15 protein-coding genes are annotated in these 16395 nt (G+C 67.1%); 8 read left to right on the top strand and 7 right to left on the bottom strand.

Translation table 11 applies throughout. From position 1 onward, the window contains the following. The first annotated feature begins 20 nt into the window (after positions 1-20). Positions 21-1505, top strand: coding sequence for a flavin-containing monooxygenase (locus ACNQVK_RS27305; RefSeq protein WP_418032027.1), 1485 nt, complete (start codon positions 21-23; stop codon positions 1503-1505). A 39-nt stretch (positions 1506-1544) separates the two neighbouring features. On the opposite strand, the gene ACNQVK_RS27300 is transcribed toward ACNQVK_RS27305, so the two are convergent. Further along, the gene (locus ACNQVK_RS27300) at positions 1545-2300 is read right to left on the bottom strand and encodes a helix-turn-helix domain-containing protein (RefSeq protein ID WP_418032026.1); all 756 of its coding nucleotides are present in this window, start codon (positions 2298-2300) and stop codon (positions 1545-1547) included. Between ACNQVK_RS27300 and ACNQVK_RS27295 the strand changes: the two genes are divergently transcribed. Continuing rightward, the gene (locus tag ACNQVK_RS27295) at positions 2299-2697 is read left to right on the top strand and encodes a DUF4345 domain-containing protein (protein ID WP_418032025.1); all 399 of its coding nucleotides are present in this window, start codon (positions 2299-2301) and stop codon (positions 2695-2697) included. The genes ACNQVK_RS27300 and ACNQVK_RS27295 overlap by 2 nt on opposite strands. Positions 2698-2703: 6 nt before the next feature. Here the strand turns inward: ACNQVK_RS27295 and ACNQVK_RS27290 are convergent, their stop codons facing one another. Both ACNQVK_RS27290 and ACNQVK_RS27285 read right to left on the bottom strand, forming a co-directional pair. Beyond that, the gene (locus ACNQVK_RS27290; protein ID WP_090433864.1) at positions 2704-3819 is read right to left on the bottom strand and encodes a hypothetical protein; all 1116 of its coding nucleotides are present in this window, start codon (positions 3817-3819) and stop codon (positions 2704-2706) included. Next, positions 3820-4965, bottom strand: coding sequence for a phosphotransferase family protein (locus tag ACNQVK_RS27285; protein ID WP_418032024.1), 1146 nt, complete (start codon positions 4963-4965; stop codon positions 3820-3822). 45 nt (positions 4966-5010) lie between these two features. Here ACNQVK_RS27285 and ACNQVK_RS27280 point away from each other — a divergent pair, with 45 nt between their 5' ends. From ACNQVK_RS27280 to ACNQVK_RS27255, 6 genes are all read left to right on the top strand, one after another. After that, positions 5011-5619 (top strand): TetR/AcrR family transcriptional regulator, encoded by a 609-nt coding sequence (locus ACNQVK_RS27280; protein ID WP_090433868.1) that lies wholly within the window; start codon positions 5011-5013, stop codon positions 5617-5619. A gap of 72 nt (positions 5620-5691) precedes the next feature. After that, a complete protein-coding gene (locus ACNQVK_RS27275; RefSeq protein WP_418032023.1) occupies positions 5692-7008 on the top strand; it encodes an MFS transporter in 1317 nt (438 codons plus the stop codon). Further along, positions 7005-8369, top strand: coding sequence for an LLM class flavin-dependent oxidoreductase (locus ACNQVK_RS27270; RefSeq protein ID WP_418032022.1), 1365 nt, complete (start codon positions 7005-7007; stop codon positions 8367-8369). The genes ACNQVK_RS27275 and ACNQVK_RS27270 overlap by 4 nt, the downstream gene beginning before the upstream one ends. 33 nt (positions 8370-8402) lie before the next feature. Then, positions 8403-8801: an SgcJ/EcaC family oxidoreductase gene (locus ACNQVK_RS27265; protein ID WP_418032021.1), complete on the top strand. Its 399-nt coding sequence runs from the start codon at positions 8403-8405 to the stop codon at positions 8799-8801. Positions 8802-8803: 2 nt separating this feature from the next. Then, positions 8804-9478 carry a PIG-L deacetylase family protein gene (locus tag ACNQVK_RS27260; RefSeq protein WP_418032020.1) on the top strand — a complete coding sequence of 225 codons (675 nt, stop codon included), beginning with the start codon at positions 8804-8806 and terminating at the stop codon, positions 9476-9478. Positions 9479-9508: 30 nt separating this feature from the next. Next, a complete protein-coding gene (locus tag ACNQVK_RS27255) occupies positions 9509-10555 on the top strand; it encodes a zinc-dependent alcohol dehydrogenase family protein (RefSeq protein ID WP_418032019.1) in 1047 nt (348 codons plus the stop codon). Here ACNQVK_RS27255 and ACNQVK_RS27250 read toward each other — a convergent pair. The 4 genes from ACNQVK_RS27250 to nuoL are packed head-to-tail and all read right to left on the bottom strand — an operon-like array spanning position 10552 to position 16394. Beyond that, positions 10552-11319, bottom strand: coding sequence for an enoyl-CoA hydratase (locus tag ACNQVK_RS27250; protein ID WP_418032018.1), 768 nt, complete (start codon positions 11317-11319; stop codon positions 10552-10554). The two genes, ACNQVK_RS27255 and ACNQVK_RS27250, sit on opposite strands and share 4 nt — an antisense overlap. A 19-nt stretch (positions 11320-11338) precedes the next feature. After that, complete coding sequence (gene nuoN, locus ACNQVK_RS27245) at positions 11339-12904, bottom strand: NADH-quinone oxidoreductase subunit NuoN (RefSeq protein WP_418032017.1); 1566 nt, start codon at positions 12902-12904, stop codon at positions 11339-11341. A gap of 2 nt (positions 12905-12906) precedes the next feature. After that, positions 12907-14520: an NADH-quinone oxidoreductase subunit M gene (locus ACNQVK_RS27240; RefSeq protein ID WP_418032016.1), complete on the bottom strand. Its 1614-nt coding sequence runs from the start codon at positions 14518-14520 to the stop codon at positions 12907-12909. Next, positions 14514-16394 carry an NADH-quinone oxidoreductase subunit L gene (nuoL, locus tag ACNQVK_RS27235; RefSeq protein WP_418032015.1) on the bottom strand — a complete coding sequence of 627 codons (1881 nt, stop codon included), beginning with the start codon at positions 16392-16394 and terminating at the stop codon, positions 14514-14516. The genes ACNQVK_RS27240 and nuoL overlap by 7 nt, the downstream gene beginning before the upstream one ends. Between the last annotated feature and the right edge of the window lies 1 nt (position 16395).

Raw genomic sequence — 16395 nt, 5'->3', positions numbered from 1 at the left:
GGGACCAAAGGAGGTTCGCTATGGACGGTGCGCGTCGCGCTGCGGATCCGCACTACTCGGATGTGCTCATCATCGGGGCGGGGATCTCAGGGTTGGGCGCGGCCTACCGCGTCCATGAGAAGAGCCCCGGGCTGACCTACACCGTGCTGGAACGCCGGGAGCGGATCGGTGGCACCTGGGACCTGTTCCGCTACCCGGGGATCCGCTCCGACAGTGACATCTTCACGCTGAGCTTCCCGTACCAGCCGTGGACCAAGCCGGAGAACGTGGCCGACGGTGACGACATCCGCGACTATCTGACCGAGACTGCCAGGGCACACGGCATCGATCGCCACATCCGGTTCAACACCCATGTGCTGTCGGCGGATTGGGATTCGGACACCGACGCCTGGACCGTTCAGGCCGAACAGGACGGTCAGGCCGTCACGTACCGGGCCCGGTTCCTGTTCTTCGGCACCGGTTACTACAACTACGACGAGCCCTACACCCCGGAATTCCCCGGGATGGAGAACTTCGGCGGCGAGGTGGTGCACCCGCAGTTCTGGCCCGAATCGCTGGACTACTCCGGCAAACGAGTCGTGGTGATCGGCAGCGGGGCCACCGCGGTCAGTTTGGTGCCCGCGCTGGCGCAACAGGCCGGCCACGTGACGATGCTGCAGCGGTCACCGACCTACATGGTGGCGGCGGACCGGGTTGTTCCGTCGGTGCAGACCATCCGTAAAATTCTGCCGCGCAAGCTATCCCATCAAGTTGTGCGGTTCCGCAACGCGATGATCCACGTGCTGAGCTATTTCTTCTTCCGCAAGGCCCCCGATCTCGGTCGCAGTTACCTGCGCAAGCAGATCGTGGCGGCATTGCCCGAGGGCTATCCCGTCGACGTGCATTTCAAGCCGCGCTACAACCCATGGGATCAGCGGTTGTGCCTGGTGCTCGACGGTGACCTGTTCGCACACATCAGTGACGGCCGGGTCGAGGTCGTCACCGACCACATCGACCACATCGATGCCACGGGCATCGTCCTGAAATCCGGTGCGCGGGTGGACGCGGACGTGATCGTCACCGCGACCGGCCTGCAACTGCAGGCGCTCGGCGGGATCAGGCTCGCGGTCGACGGGAACGAGGTCAAGCCGACCGAGCGGTTCGTCTACAAGGAGTTCCTGCTGGAGGACGTTCCGAACCTGGCCTGGTGCATCGGTTACACCAACGCGTCGTGGACGCTGCGGGCCGACATGACCGCACGGGCCTTCGCAAACCTGCTGGCGTACATGGGTGCTCACGGCTACACCCATGCCTATCCGCACAAGGGCGCGGCGCCGATGCCGGAGAAGCGCACGTGGGATCTGGAGGCCGGCTACATCCAGCGTTCCGAGCACGCATTGCCGCGTTCGGGCACCAAACGGCCGTGGCACGTGCGGCACAACTATGTGCTCGACGCGATCGACCACCGCTTCGACCGTATCGACGAGTCGATGGTCTTCGGCCGCGCACCCGTCGCCGTGGCCTGATCACCGCGAGTTCCTGGGCACCGCGAGCGAGGTCGCTCGTCAGGGGGTACGGATGCGCAACCCCGTCGTCAGCAGCTGCGTCGCCGACAGCCCGAACGTGGTCTTGAAGGTGTCGGCCAGGTGCGACGGGCTGGCGAATCCGGAATCGGCCGCCGCTGTGGTCAGACTCTTTCCTGCTGCCACGGCGGTTCCGGCTGACACGAGCCTGCTCCACATCCGGTAGCGGCGCAGGCTGGTGCCGGCCTCACGCCGGAACAGATGCAGGAACCGCGATTCGGACAACCCTGCGGCGGCGGCGAACTCACGCGCCGATACCGCTGCCGCCGGATCTTCGCGAATCTGCTTGGCCACCAGCTCGATCCGGGGATCGATGCGATGCGGTGTATCCGGGGCGGCCAGGTCCAGCCAGCGCCGGGCGGCATCGTCGTCGTCCGGCCTCGCCGTCAGGACCGGTTCGGCGGCATGGCCGACGCCGATGCTGCCGCAGAACTCGGCGAACTGCTGACGGCACGATGCGCTGCGCTGCGAGCTGGGATCGAGATAGCAGGACACCAACCCACCCTGCATCGACAGGTGATGGGTGAGCCGCGGAGGAATCAACACACTGCGTGCGACGGTCGCGGCGCCCTGCACCGTCACCGTCAGCGGTCCGTCGACACCGACGGCCATGCACCACACCGATCCGGAATGCGGCTGCAGACCGAGACCGGGCCCGGAATAGAGCGCCTGCCCCGGCCACAGCCACACCGTGGGGCAGCAGGTTTGTGGAAGCGCAGGCACGGGTTCAGTCTGCATGCTGAACGGACACCGTGAACAGGAGGTCACCGTGACCATCGCTCTCATCGCCGTTGTCGGCGTGTTCTTCGCCGGCATGGGTCTGTACGCACTGGCGGCCCCGGCGGCGATCCTGCGTCCCTTCGACTACGACCTGAGGACGGCCGCGGCCCGCGCGGAAGTCCGTGGCGTGTACGGCGGCTTCGGTCTCGCCATCGCCGCGGTGCTGGCATACGCCGCCGTGGCGCCGGGGGAGGTGCGCACCGGGGTACTGATCACCGTCGGTGCGGCACTGGCCGGAATGGCAGTCGGCCGTGCCGTCTCGGCGGTGTTCGACGAACGGACGGCCTTCTACCCCAACTGGTTCTACTGCCTGGTAGAGGCGGTCGGCGCAGGCGCGCTGTTCTGGGCTGCCTGAAAGTGACTACGGGGCGACGGTGAGCCAGTCGGCGAAGCCGGACGGATCGTGCCGGCCCAGTGCGCCGTGCTCGAACAGGCCCCAGCCTTCCACCGGCGCACCGTTGCCCTCGGTGCACAGGGCCCGTCCGACGTGGTCGATCACGCCGAACGCGGTCCGCCCGACGACCGCCGGGTCGTTCATGTCATAGGTGCGACGCTCGGTGAACTTCTCGCCCTTCCACACGCCGTGAATCCAGTCGACGTCGCCGCCGTAGCCCCCGCCGACGTGAATCGGCACGGGCAGTTTGGATTCCACGTCGAACCGGACGGGAGTGCCGTCCGGTGCGGTGGCCTCGATCGTGGCCCCGGTCGGGATCCGGGTCCCCGAGCGGTAGTGGATCTTCACCCGCGGCCAGCCGAGCTGCTCGACGCGACCGTCCTTGAAGACCCGGCTGCAGTCGTTGAGCGAGCGGAACCCGCTGGGATCCTCCTGGATGATGAAGACGATCGAGAAGTCGTCGAAAGCCATCGGCACATACAGCCACCACATGCCTTCGAACGGCGGGTCGGCCGGACGTCCGGCGGGCTCGGCCTCACCGACCGGCCGGATACCCCAGGACCGGTCGCGCGAGCCGATCCAGGTGTCTGGGGTGACGTCGATGCGCTGGCCGTCGATCTCCAGATAGCCGCTCCAGGAACCCAATTGGGCGAAGCGCTGGGCGTCGAGGGTGACCCGGTTGCCCTGGCGCATCAGATGCGGCTGTTCCTGGACGACGTCGAACAGCCCGTCCCAGGTGAGATCTGCGGCGACGCCCTCGGTCTCGTCGAGCACGATGCGGATCTTCTTGAGCGGCTCGGTGACCTCGACCCGGTAAGCGCCGACGTGCTGGTTGAGCCGGTCCTGATCGATCGCGTCGGACAGATGGACCGCCGTCTGCTCATCGCCGCGCCGTACGAGGAAGTACGCGTCCTTCACCCCGAGGTTGGGGTAGTAGCCCAGGCCCGTGATGACGAAGATGTCGCCGGTGCGGTCGTGGGCGTTGAAATACGAACGGTCGTAGAAGTTCCGGTCGGAAGACCCGGGCCAGGCGATCGGCTGGGGGACTTGGTGGACCGGGAATTCGTCCATCGGGCCGAGCATTTAGGACTCCTCGATCAGACGCCGCAGCAACGGCGCGTGGTAGAACATCGTTTCGACGTCGTCGGGCTTCTCGGTCTCGCCGAAATGCACCCGCCGGGCGCCGGTGCGCATGAACACGCAACACCAGATGACGCCCGAGTAGATGTAGAACCAGCGAAGGTCGCCGAGTTCCGCCCCGGTCAACTCGCGGTAGGTGGCGCGGACATCCTCCTCGCGCATCACGTCGGGCAGGCCCGGCAGCCCCGCCATGCCCGCCAGCTCCTGAAACACCATGTGCGCAAAGATGATCCAGGAGACATCGAGTTCACGAGGGCCGATGGTGGCCATCTCCCAGTCCAGCACGGCAGCCGGCCGGAAGTCGTCGTAGAGCACGTTGCCGATCCGGGAGTCTCCCCAGATCAGCACGGAGTCCGTCGCCGCCACGTCCTCGGGGAAGTTGTCCTCGAGCCACTGCAGCGACCGCTCGACCAACGGGGAACGGCCGATATCGGGGACCGAGTACTCGTACCAGTCCTTGAGCCAGCCGAAGTGCCGGCGCAGCGGGGTGTCGCCGGGAGGATCGATCTCGGACAGGAACCCGAACCGCTCCGCGGCGTCCGGGATCGCGTGCAGTTTCGCGAGTACCTCGACGGTGCTGTCCTGCAGCTCGCGCTGGCGTTCGAGCGGGGCATCGGCGAACCAGTTGCCGCCGAAGGTGTAGGGCATGACGTCGGGCGGCACCTGGCCGTCGACCCGGTCCATCAGGAAGAACGGAGTGCCCAGCACCTCGCCGGTGGTGTCCATCCAGCGGACGTTGGGGACCGGCACATCGGTGAGTTCGCCGACCTGACGCATGACCTCGAACTGGTGATCAAGCCGGTACGACGAGAACACCGGGACATCATCGGCGGTGGGGGCGACGCGGGCCACCCACTTCTGCTCCTTCGGCTCGCCGTTCTCGTCCCAGCGCCCGGTCAACATGATCGTCTCCGAGGACATGCCGTTGGAGTCGACGCCGCTTTCCACGGTGATCTCGGGGGCGACGCCGCCCGGCATCACGGTGGACAGCCATTTGGACAGCACCGTCGGCAGGGTGGTGACGTCTCGGCTGGAGCGTTGCAGGTGGTCGACGTTCTCCACAGGAGCGTCCACGGCCTCGTTTGCCATTCAACTGTTCCTTACGGCCACAATTACGATACTGTTAGTAGCGTTATGAAAGCAGAGCCATCATCAGTTGGCAAGAGCGCCGGAGCGGGACGCCCCCGCGACCCGCGCATTGACGCTGCCATATTGCAGGCGACCGCGGACCTGCTTGTCGAAATCGGCTACGCGAACCTGACCATGGCGGCGGTCGCCGAGCGGGCCCAGACCACGAAAACCGCGCTGTACCGCCGGTGGTCGAGCAAAGCGGAGTTGGTGCACGAGGCGGTGTTCCCCGCTGCCGCGACCGCGCTGACGGCGCCGGCGGGTGACATCGCCGCAGATATCCGAGCGATGATCGGTGCCGCCCGCGATGTGTTCACCAGCCCGGTGATGCGTGCGGCACTGCCCGGACTGGTTGCCGACGTCGTCGCCGACACCGACCTGAACGCCCGGGTGATGCAGCGGTTCGCCGGGACCTTCGTCACCGTGCGCGCCCGGATCGTCGACGGCATCGTCCGCGGTGAAGTCCAACCGGATGTCGACCCGGACCGCCTGGTGGAGCTCATCGGCGGGTCGACCATGCTGCGGATGCTGTTGTGGCCCGAACGCGAACTCGACGACGAGTGGGTGGCGCAGACGGCGGCGATCCTGGTGCATGGGGCCACCGTCGGAAAGTAGCGTCTGACGCCTTTGCGTCAGACTGAGGACAAATCTTCCGGGCCGTTCGGACCCCGCATAGCCTGCGGCCACGTGACTATTACCGACCCACGTTCAGCGGCCACCGCCAAGCCGAGTGCGCGCACCGTCGCGCTGGGCAGTGCGGTCGGCACCACGATCGAGTGGTACGACTTCTATCTGTACGCCACGGCCGCGGCCCTGGTCTTCAAACCGTTGTTCTTCCCGAACATCTCGTCGACGGCCGGCACGCTGGCCTCGTTCGCGACCTACGCCGCGGGGTTCGGCGCCCGGCCCCTGGGTGCCCTGATATCTGGTCACTACGGAGATCGGCTGGGGCGCAAGGTGGTTCTGGTCGCCGCGCTCGTGGGGATGGGGCTGAGCACCTTCGCGATCGGGCTCCTGCCGACCTATGCCCAGATCGGGCTGCTCGCGCCAGCGCTGCTGGTGGGCCTGAGGCTGCTGCAGGGCCTGGCGGTGGGCGCCGAATGGGGCGGTGCGGCACTGCTTTCGGTGGAGCATGCACCGCCAGGTCGCCGCGGCCTGTTCGGCAGCTTCACCCAATTGGGTTCCCCGGCAGGCATGTTGCTCTCGACGGCGATCTTCTACGTCACGAGAACGGTCACCGGTCCCGAAGCCTTCCTCGCCTACGGTTGGCGAATCCCGTTCCTGCTCAGTGCCGTCCTGGTCGTGATCGGCCTGGTGATCCGGCTGAGGCTCACCGATGCCGAGGTCTTCACCGAGGTCCGAGACCGCGGTGAGGTGGCGCGACTGCCGGTGCTGGAGGTGCTGCGCACCCAACCGCGCAATGTGTTGATCACCACCGGACTGCGGTTCTCGCAGATCGCCCTGTTTGTCCTACTGACCACGTATTCATTGACCTACCTGCAGGATTCGTCGTCCGCGGGCAGCCAGGTCGGCTTGACGGCCGTCCTGATCGCGTCGGCCATCGGCCTGGTCACTACGCCGGCATGGGCATTGCTGTCCGACCGGATCGGCCGGCGGCCTCCGTATCTGTTCGGTGCGGTGGCCGGTGTGGTGGCCCTCGTCCTGTTCTTCGTTGCGGCGGGCACCGGGTCCCACATCGCGATCGTGTTGTCGATCGTGTTCGGTGTCAACATTGCTCACGACGCGATGTACGGGCCGCAGGCCGCCTGGTTCTCCGAACTGTTCGACACCCGGGTGCGCTACAGCGGTGCCTCGTTGGGGTATCAGATCGGTGCCGTGCTGTCGGGCGGCTTCGCACCGTTGATCGCGGCGGCGCTGCTGGTCGCGGGTGGCGGCAGCCCGTGGCTGATCGTCGGGTACTTCGTGGTGCTGACGGCGATCACGTTCGCGGCGGCCTATTTCGCGCGGGAAACGCATCGGGATGAGATCGGGGACGCGCGATGAGCAGGATCTATCTCAACGCGTTCGACATGGCCTGCGTCGGACACCAGTCGGCGGGTTTGTGGCGCCACCCCGAAGACCAGGGCTACCGGTACCGCGAGCTCAAATATTGGACGGATCTGGCCCGCACGCTGGAGGCCGGTGGCTTCGATGCGCTGTTTCTGGCCGACGTGCTCGGCGTCTACGACGTGTACGGCGGATCGCGGGATGCCGCGGTGGCCGATGCCGCACAGGTACCGGTCAACGATCCGACACTGGCCGTCTCGGCGATGGCGGCGGTCACCGAGACCCTGGGTTTCGGTGTCACGGTGTCGTTGACCTACGAGCAGCCCTATGCGCTGGCACGCCGGTTCTCGACACTCGACCACCTGACCGACGGCCGCGTGGCCTGGAACATCGTCACCTCCTATCTCGACAGTGCCGCCAGGAATCTGGGGCTGGACGCCCAGATCCCGCACGACGAGCGCTACGAGATCGCCGAGGAGTACCTCGAGGTCTGCTACAAGCTGTGGGAGGCGTCGTGGGAGCCCGGCGCCGTCGTCCGGGACCGGGAGCGAGGCGTGTTCACCGATCCGGCGAAAGTCCATGACATCGAGCACAAGGGCCGCTACTTCAGCGTCCCGGGGCCGTTCCTGTGCGAACCGTCCCCGCAGCGCACCCCGATGCTGTTCCAGGCAGGTGCCTCGCCGCGAGGGGTCCGGTTCGCCGCGGCACACGCCGAGGCGGTGTTCGTGTCGGGGCCGACGCCCGAGATCGTCGCCAAGCCGGTCAAGGCGCTGCGTGCCGCCGCGGCCGAGCATGGACGAGATCCCCGGTCCATCAAGGTGTTCACCATGCTGACTCCGATCGTCGCCGAGACCCGTGAACTGGCCGTCGCGAAGCTGCACGAGTACCGGCAGTTCGTCAGCGCGGCCGGGGCATTGGCACTGTTCGGCGGTTGGACCGGCGTTGATCTGGCCGAGCTCGGGCCTGACGAATCCCTGAAGTACGTCCAGACCGAGGCCAATCGTTCTGCGCTGGCATCGTTCACCACGTCGGACCGGAACTGGACCGCGGGGGAGCTGGCTCACGAGGTCGGTCTCGGCGGCCGCGGCCCGGTCGTGGTCGGCTCGCCCACCGAGGTGGCCGATGAACTCGAGCGGTGGGTCGAGGAGGCCGGCGTCGACGGGTTCAACCTGGCCTACGTCACGACGCCGGGCACCTTTGTCGATTTCGCCCGCCATGTCGTACCCGAGTTGCGTCGTCGCGGCCGGCTACCGGATCAGGCTGAGCGGTCCACCCTGCGTGAGCGGCTCGGTGGCGCCGGACCGTTGCTGGCTCCCGGGCATCCGGGCGCGGCCTATCGACCGCAGGGCTGGGGTTGACATGAACCAATGTTCAGGTCCGACACTGGTCTGGTGAACGCGAAGGATCAACAGGACATCAGGGCCGTCATGGATGCCGCCACCGACCTGTGGGTAGCGCACGACATGAACGGCTGGGGCCGGTATTTCACCGAGGACGCCGACTTCGTCGCGCACAGCGGCCTGTGGTGGACCTCGCGCGACGACAATGTCGAGGGGCACCTCGATGTGCCGGAAGCCGTTGTCGGCCAGAAGCGCAACTACACCCAGCGGGTCGAGGCCATCGCCGAGATCGCGCCGGGCGTGGCGCTCGTGCACACTCGCTGGGATTGGCCCGGCCACGTGCCGGCGGGAGCCCAGCCGGAAGACCGCAGTGGCATCGTCAGCTATGTCGTCGTCGAACACGACGGGCGCTGGCTGATCCGCTCCGCACACAACACGCGGGTGAGCTAGCCATGGCGGTGCAACCTTTTCCCGCCGATTGGCAGACCGCGCTGGTGTTGGTGCCGCACCCCGATGACCCCGAGTACGGGGTCTGCGCGGCGGTCGCGAAGTGGACCGCCGCGGGCAGGAGCGTGCATTACGCGCTGGCGTCGCGGGGCGAGGCCGGTATCGCCGGCATGCCGCCCGAGCAGGCCGGGCCGCTGCGGGAAGGGGAGCAGCGCAGGTCCGCCGCGATCGTCGGGGTCGACGACGTGGCGTTCTGGGACTTTCCGGACAGCAACATCCGCGACACCTCTGAGCTGCGCGCGAAGATCGCCGAGACCATCGTCGCGATCCGGCCCGATGTCGTGATCACCATCTACAGCGGTCCGGCCTGGGCGCCCGGTGCGCCGAACCAGCGTGATCACATCGAATTCGCCCGCGCGGTGGCGGCGGCCTATGACAGCCTCGCCGACCCGCCGGCGTGGCTCTTCGAGAACGGGCCGGAGCCGACGCACTGCGAGGTGGTCGACGGCTACACCGACGTGGCGGTGAATTCCCTTGCCGCTCACGAGGTGTACCTCTCGGTGCTGGATCCGGAGACGCCCGTCGTCGAACAGGCCCGCCGGCAGGTGGAGATGTCGACACCGGCACTACCGGGACTCGGCGCGCGAACCGTCGGCTTCATCCTGAAGCGGCATCGCTGAGCCTGCCGGAGTCGGCCTACCATCGCAGCTGTGCGTGCTGTGATGTATTCCGAGGTCGGTGTGCTGCCCGGGGTGGTCGAGGTGGCCGACCCCGAATGTCCGGACGACGGAGTGGTCGTGGAGGTCGCGGCCACCGGTGTGTGCCGGTCTGACTGGCACGCCTGGCGGGGGCATGATCCGGTAGCCCTGCCGATCGTCCCAGGGCATGAATTCGCCGGAACCATCGTGGCGGTCGGTCCTGGGGTATCGGGCTGGCAGGCGGGTGACCGGGTGACCGCTCCCTTCGTCCTGGGCTGTGGACACTGCGAATTCTGCGTGACCGGTGACGCCCAGGTCTGCCCGAACCAGCTGCAGCCCGGGTTCACCCTGCCGGGCTCGTTCGCACAACGGGTCGCGGTGCCGCGGGCCCAGGCCAACCTCGTGCGGCTGCCCGACAGCGTTTCGTTCGTCGCGGCGGCGTCGCTCGGGTGCCGCTTCGCGACGTCGTTCCGGGCCGTGGTCAGCCACGGCGGGGTGCAGCCCGGCCAATGGGTGGCGGTGCACGGGTGCGGAGGAGTGGGCCTGTCGGCGGTGATGATCGCGAAAGCGTTCGGCGCCAGGGTCGTTGCCGTCGACCGCGACGCGCAGGCGCTCGCCACCGCCGGTCGCCTCGGAGCCGACGAGCTGATCGACGGTGCCGAGATCCCTGATGTCGCAGCCGAAGTCGTGCACCGGACCGGAGGTGGCGTGCATATCGGGGTGGATGCCATCGGCCATCCCACCGTCGCGGCAGCCTCGGTCTCCTCGCTGCGCCGCCGGGGCCGGCATGTTCAGGTGGGGCTGCTGCTGGGTGACGCGGCGCAGACCGCCTTCCCGATGGACCGGGTGATCGCCCAGGAACTCTCAATCCTCGGGTCGCACGGTATGCCCGCCGTCGACTATCCGGCGATGCTCGACCTTCTCGCGTCCGGCGCGCTGCAGCCGGAGTTGCTGGTCACCCGGCGGGTCGGGCTGGACGACGCGGGCGTGGCGATGGCCGCAATGGATGCGCCCGCGGGGCCGGGAATGACGATCATCGAGCCCGGCCTGGCGGGCTAGTCGTCGATCTGTCCTCGGTTCCGTTGGGCCACAGCGCGGTAACGGTCACCGAGGCCGTCGAAGTCGCGCGTCTGTGCACCGGCGATGGCCTGCTCGGCGGCGAGTGCCGGACTGATGAGGGGATCGCTGCCACGGGTGTAGATCTCCTTGAGGCCGGCCATGGTCGGTCCCGGAACCTCGGCGATCTGACCGGCCAACTCCAGCGCCCGGTCCAGCAACCGCTCGTGCGGTACCACCTCGGTGACCAGACCCAGACGTTCGGCGCGGGCGGCGTCGACGACTTCTCCGGTCATCGAGAGCCGGCGGGCCATCGCGGCGCCGACAACATGGGGGAGCCGTGCCGTCATCCCGCCACCGGGCAGTATCCCGACCCGAGCATGGGTGTCGGCGAACACCGCGCGTTCAGAGGCGATCAGGAAGTCGCAACCCAGGGCCATCTCCAGCCCGCCGGTGAACGTCGCACCGTTGATGGCTCCGACGATCGGTGTGCGGAGCTCGCCGGTCTTGGTGATGCAGTTGTGGGACCGGAATTTCGCGAAATACTCCATGCCGAGCGTTTGCGCCTGTTTGAGGTCCACCCCGGCGCAGAACGCGGGGTCGGTCCCGGTGAGCACGATGACGCGCACCGTCTCGTCCGCGTCGGCGTCGCCCAGGGCGCTATAGAGCTCCTCGATCAACTCACGGCCCAGAGCGTTCCGGGCCTCGGGGCGATGGAGGGTGAGGACCCGGACCGCGCCGTGGTCAGCTGTGAGGACGGTCGTCATCGTTCGAATGTAACGGACCTCACCGCAGGAAGGCCTCGGCATTGTTGGCCAGATCGAGCAGCGGCTGGGGCAGTGCACCGAGCGCGAAAGTGATGGCCGCGGTGACGGTGATGACGGCGGTGGTGAGCCCGCTGGGGACGACCACCTCGGGTGCGTCGTCGGGTGGATCGGTGAAGAACATCAGTACGATCACTCGCACATAGAAGTACGCCGCGACGGCACTGGCGATGACGCCGACGATGACCAACGGGATCGCCCCGCCTTCACCCGCGGCTTTGAACACCGCGAACTTGCTGACGAACCCGCTCGTCAGCGGAATCCCGGCGAACGCCAACAGGAACAGTGAAAACACCACGCCGACAATCGGATAGCGTCGACCCAGCCCGGCCCACTGGGCCATCCCGGTGGCCTCCTCGCCGGTGGCGTTGCGGACCAGGCCGACGACCGCGAACGCGCCCAACGTGCTGAAGCCGTACGCGAAGAGATAGAACAGCGTCGCGGACACCCCGGCGGGGTTGGCGGCGATCACACCCGTGAGGATGAAACCCGAGTGTGCGACCGCCGAGTAGGCCAGCATGCGTTTGACGTCGGTCTGGGTGACGGCGGTGATCGTGCCGACCACCATGGTCAGGATCGCGATCGCCCACAGGACCGGCCGCCAATCGTCGCGCAACTGCGGTACTGCGACGTAGAAGATCCGCAGCATGGCGCCGAACGCGGCGATCTTGGTGGCCGCGGCCATGAACGCGGTGATCGCGGTGGGGGCACCCTGGTACACGTCGGGGATCCATGAATGGAACGGAACAGCACCGACTTTGAACAACACCCCGACCAGCAGCAGGGCGATCCCGATCAGTGCCAGCGGGGTGTTGGGTGCTCTGGTGTCCACAGCGGTGGCGATCCCGGCCAGGTCCAGGGTGCCGGCGTAGCCGTACAGCATCGCCGCGCCGTACAGGAAGAAGGCCGACGAGAATGCGCCCAGCAGAAAGTATTTCAGCGAAGCTTCCTGCGACAGCAGTCGCCGGCGGCGGGCCAGCCCGCACAGCAGATACAGCGGCAGCGACAGCACCTCCAGCGCGATGAACATGGTCAGCAAATCGTCGGCGGCAGGGAACAGCAGCATCCCGCCGATCGCGAACATGGTCAGCGGAAAGACCTCGGTCTGCATCACACCGGTCTTCGTGGCCATCTTCTCGGCCACACTTCCCGGTACCGCCGACGCCTGCGGTGTGAAGCCGTCCAGACCGCGGGGATCGCCGGAAGTCTCTGAGGCAGGCTGGCGTTCGGCGATGAGCAGGATGCCCAAGATGCCGACCAGGGCGATGGTGCCCTGCAAGAACAACGCGGGGGCGTCGAGCACCACCGAGCCCAGAACCGCGGGCCTGCCGGGGGTCCCGTGCAGGTCGCGGGCAAGCAGCGCGACCGCCGCGACGGCGGCCGCCAACCCACCCAACGCAAGGGTGACCTGCACCCGATACCGGGCCGCACGGGGCAGGAAGGCCTCGACCAGCACACCGGCCACCCCGACCCCGAAAACGATCAGCATGGGGGAGAGCAGGCCGTACTCGATGCTCGGCGTCACCATGATCAGCGGCCCCCCTCGGCGATGGTCGGTGGTGCGCTCGGGACCGGATCGCTCTGTCCGATGGTGGTCAAAGTGTGCTGTACGGCCGGATTGATCACGTCCAGCGCGGGTTTGGGATAGATGCCCAGCACCAGCAGCAGCGCGATCAACGGTGCCACGACGACGAGTTCGCGCGGCACCAAATCACGTAAGCCGCGCACACCGTCGTCACCTTCGAGCAGTCCGTCGCGGACCGGACCCGTCATCATCCGCTGGTACATCCACAGGATGTACACCGCGGACAACACCAGCGCGGTGGCGGCGAACACCGCGACCACCGGATAGCGCGTGAATGTGCCGATGAGAACCAGGAATTCACTGATGAAGGGCGCCAGACCCGGTAGCGACAACGTCGCCAGGCCCGCAACCAGGAACGTTCCGGCGAGTACCGGGGCAACCTTCTGCACGCCGCCGTAGGCGTCGATCAAGCGGGAGCCGCGCCGCGACACCAGGAACCCGGCGATCAGGAACAGTGCGGCCGTGGAGATCCCGTGATTGATCATGTACAGCGTCGACCCGGCCTGACCCTGACTGGTCATCACGAAGATGCCGAGAATGATGAAACCGAAGTGTGAAATCGAGGTGTAGGCGATCAGACGCATCACATCGGTCTGGCCGATCGCGAGAATGGCACCGTAGATGATGCCGATCACCGCGAGCGTGATGACCAGCGGACGGAAATACGTCGAGGCATCGGGAAACAGTGGCAGGCAGTAGCGCAGCATGCCGAATGTGCCGACCTTGTCCATGATCGCCATCATCAGCACCGCACTGGCCGGGGTCGCCTGGACCGCGGCGTCGGGCAGCCAACGGTGGAACGGCCAGAGGGGTGCCTTGACCGCGAACGCGAACATGAAACCCAGGAACAAGAAGTTCGCCACAGCGGGGTTGATCACGAACTCACCCGACGAGATCGCCGCGACGATGGCGCGGAAATCAAAGGTGCCCGACGCGAATGCGTCGCTGCCCGCGGTGACCACGTACAGGCCGATCACCGCGGCCAGCATGACCAGGCCGCCGAAAAGGTTGTACAGCAGGAACTTCACTGCCGCTTTGGAAGCTTGAGCTCGGTTTCCGCCGAGTCCTCCGAACCCGCCGATCAGGAAGTACATCGGGATCAGCATGGCTTCGAAGAACACGTAGAACAGCAGGATGTCCAGAGCCACCAGAGACATGAAGACCATGCCCTGGACAGCCAGTGTCAGCGCCAGGTAGGCCTGCACGCCCCGGCCGCCGAGCCCGGTCTGGTGGGCAGCATCGTTCCAGCCCGCGACGATCAGCAGCGGCAGCAGCACCGCCGTGAGAACGACCAGGGCCAGAGCGATCCCGTCGACCCCGAGGATGTAGCCGGTACCGAACGACGGGATCCAGCGATGGGATTCGACGAACTGATACTGCTCACCGGCCGGATCGAAGCCGACGGCGATCACGCCCGCCACACCCAGGGCTGCCAGCGAGATCGCCAGTGCCAGCCATTTCGCGAGTGTCCGTTGTGCGGCCGGGAGCAGCATCACCACCGCGGCGCCCACCGTCGGGAGCGCCCACAGCGCCGTCAGCCACGGAAATGAGCTCACCACAGTCGCACCGCCAGGATCGTCGCCACCACCAGAGCCGCCCCGCCGAGCATGGACAACGCGTATGACCGGGCGAAGCCGGTCTGCAACTGGCGCAATCCATTCGACGTTCTGCTCACCAGTGCCGCCAGCCCGCCGGCGGTGCCGTCGACCACCTTGTCGTCGACCGCGACCAGCGCCGCGGTCAGGGTCTGGCCACCTCGCATGAACACCGCCTCGTTGAACGCGTCGCCGTACAGATCGCGGCGGGCGGCCACCGTCAGCGCCGACCCTTCGGGCACCTCGGCCGGGACCGGCCGCTGCGCGTACATCCGGTAGGCCACCGCGATGCCGACCGCGACGACCGCGAGCACCATCACCGTGACCACCCACGCCGGGATCGCGTGGTGCGCCTCGTGAGCGCCGACAACCGGCTCGAGCCAATGCGACAGGGTGCCGCCGATGGCCAGTGCGCCACCGGAGACCACCGAGCCCACAGCGAGCAGGATCATCGGCCAGGTCATCACGGTCGGGGCCTCGTGCGGATGTGCCTTCTCATCCCAGCGCGGCTCGCCGAAGAAGGTCATCAGCATCACCCGGGTCATGTAGAACGCGGTGATCCCGGCGCCGAGAATCGCTGCCCCGCCGAGGATCACGCCCCGGATGCCCCCGGCGCCCAGCGCCGCTTCGATGATGCTGTCTTTCGAGAAGAAGCCTGCCAGCGGCGGCACCCCGATGATGGCCAGGTAGCCGAGCCCGAAGGTGGCGAACGTGATCGGCAGGGCCTTGCGCAGCCCGCCGTAGCGGCGCATGTTCACCTCGTCGTTCATGGCGTGCATCACCGACCCGGCGCCGAGGAACAGACCGGCCTTGAAGAAGCCGTGGGTGAGCAGGTGCATGATCGCGAACGCGTAACCGGCCGGCCCGAGCCCGGCGGCCAACACCATGTAACCGATCTGGCTCATCGTGGATGCGGCCAGGGCCTTCTTGATGTCGTCCTTGGCGCAGCCGACGATCGCACCGAACAGCAGCGTGACGGCACCGACGATGACCACACCGGTCTGGGCGCCCGGGGCCAGATCGAAGATCGGCCCGGACCGCACGATCAGGTAGACACCGGCGGTGACCATGGTGGCGGCGTGGATCAGCGCCGAAACCGGGGTCGGGCCCTCCATCGCATCTCCGAGCCAGGACTGTAGCGGCACCTGGGCTGATTTGCCGCAGGCGCCCAACAACAGCAACAGCCCCATCGCAGTGAGCGTGGGCTCGCTCAATGCCGGTGCGGCGCTGAAGACCCCGGCGAACGAGATCGACCCGATGGTGGCGAACATGATCATCAGTGCGATGGCCAGGCCCATGTCGCCGACGCGGTTGACGACGAACGCCTTCTTGGCCGCGGCGGCGGCCGACGGCTTGTGCGACCAGAACCCGATCAGCAGATATGAGGCCAGGCCCACGCCTTCCCACCCGGCATACAGGCCGAGGTAGTTGTCCGCGAGGACGAGCAGCAGCATGGCTGCCAAGAACAGATTCAGGTACGCGAAAAACCTTCGCCGATCAGGATCTTCGGCCATGTACCCGATCGAATAGATGTGGATCAAGGACCCGACGCCGGTGATCAGCAGCACGAAGCACACCGACAGCTGATCGAGCTGCAATCCGAAGTCGACCTGAAGGCCGGCCACGGGCACCCAGGAGAACAGGGATTCGCCGACCGCACGGTGCTCTCCGTCGCGGCCCAGCATCTGGGCGAACAGCACTGCCCCGAGGACGAACGCGCCCAGCGCCGTCGCGCAACCCAGCAGATGTCCCCACCGATCGGAACGGCGGCCGCTCAACAACAGCACAACGGCTCCGGCGGCGGGCAGGGCGATCACGAGCCATATGGGAATCGTCATG

Source organism: Mycobacterium sp. 134 (assembly GCF_048282715.1).
Lineage (GTDB): Bacteria > Actinomycetota > Actinomycetes > Mycobacteriales > Mycobacteriaceae > Mycobacterium > Mycobacterium septicum.
The sequence above is the reverse complement of the archived record's forward strand: the minus strand, read 5'-3'. Positions and strand labels throughout refer to the sequence as shown.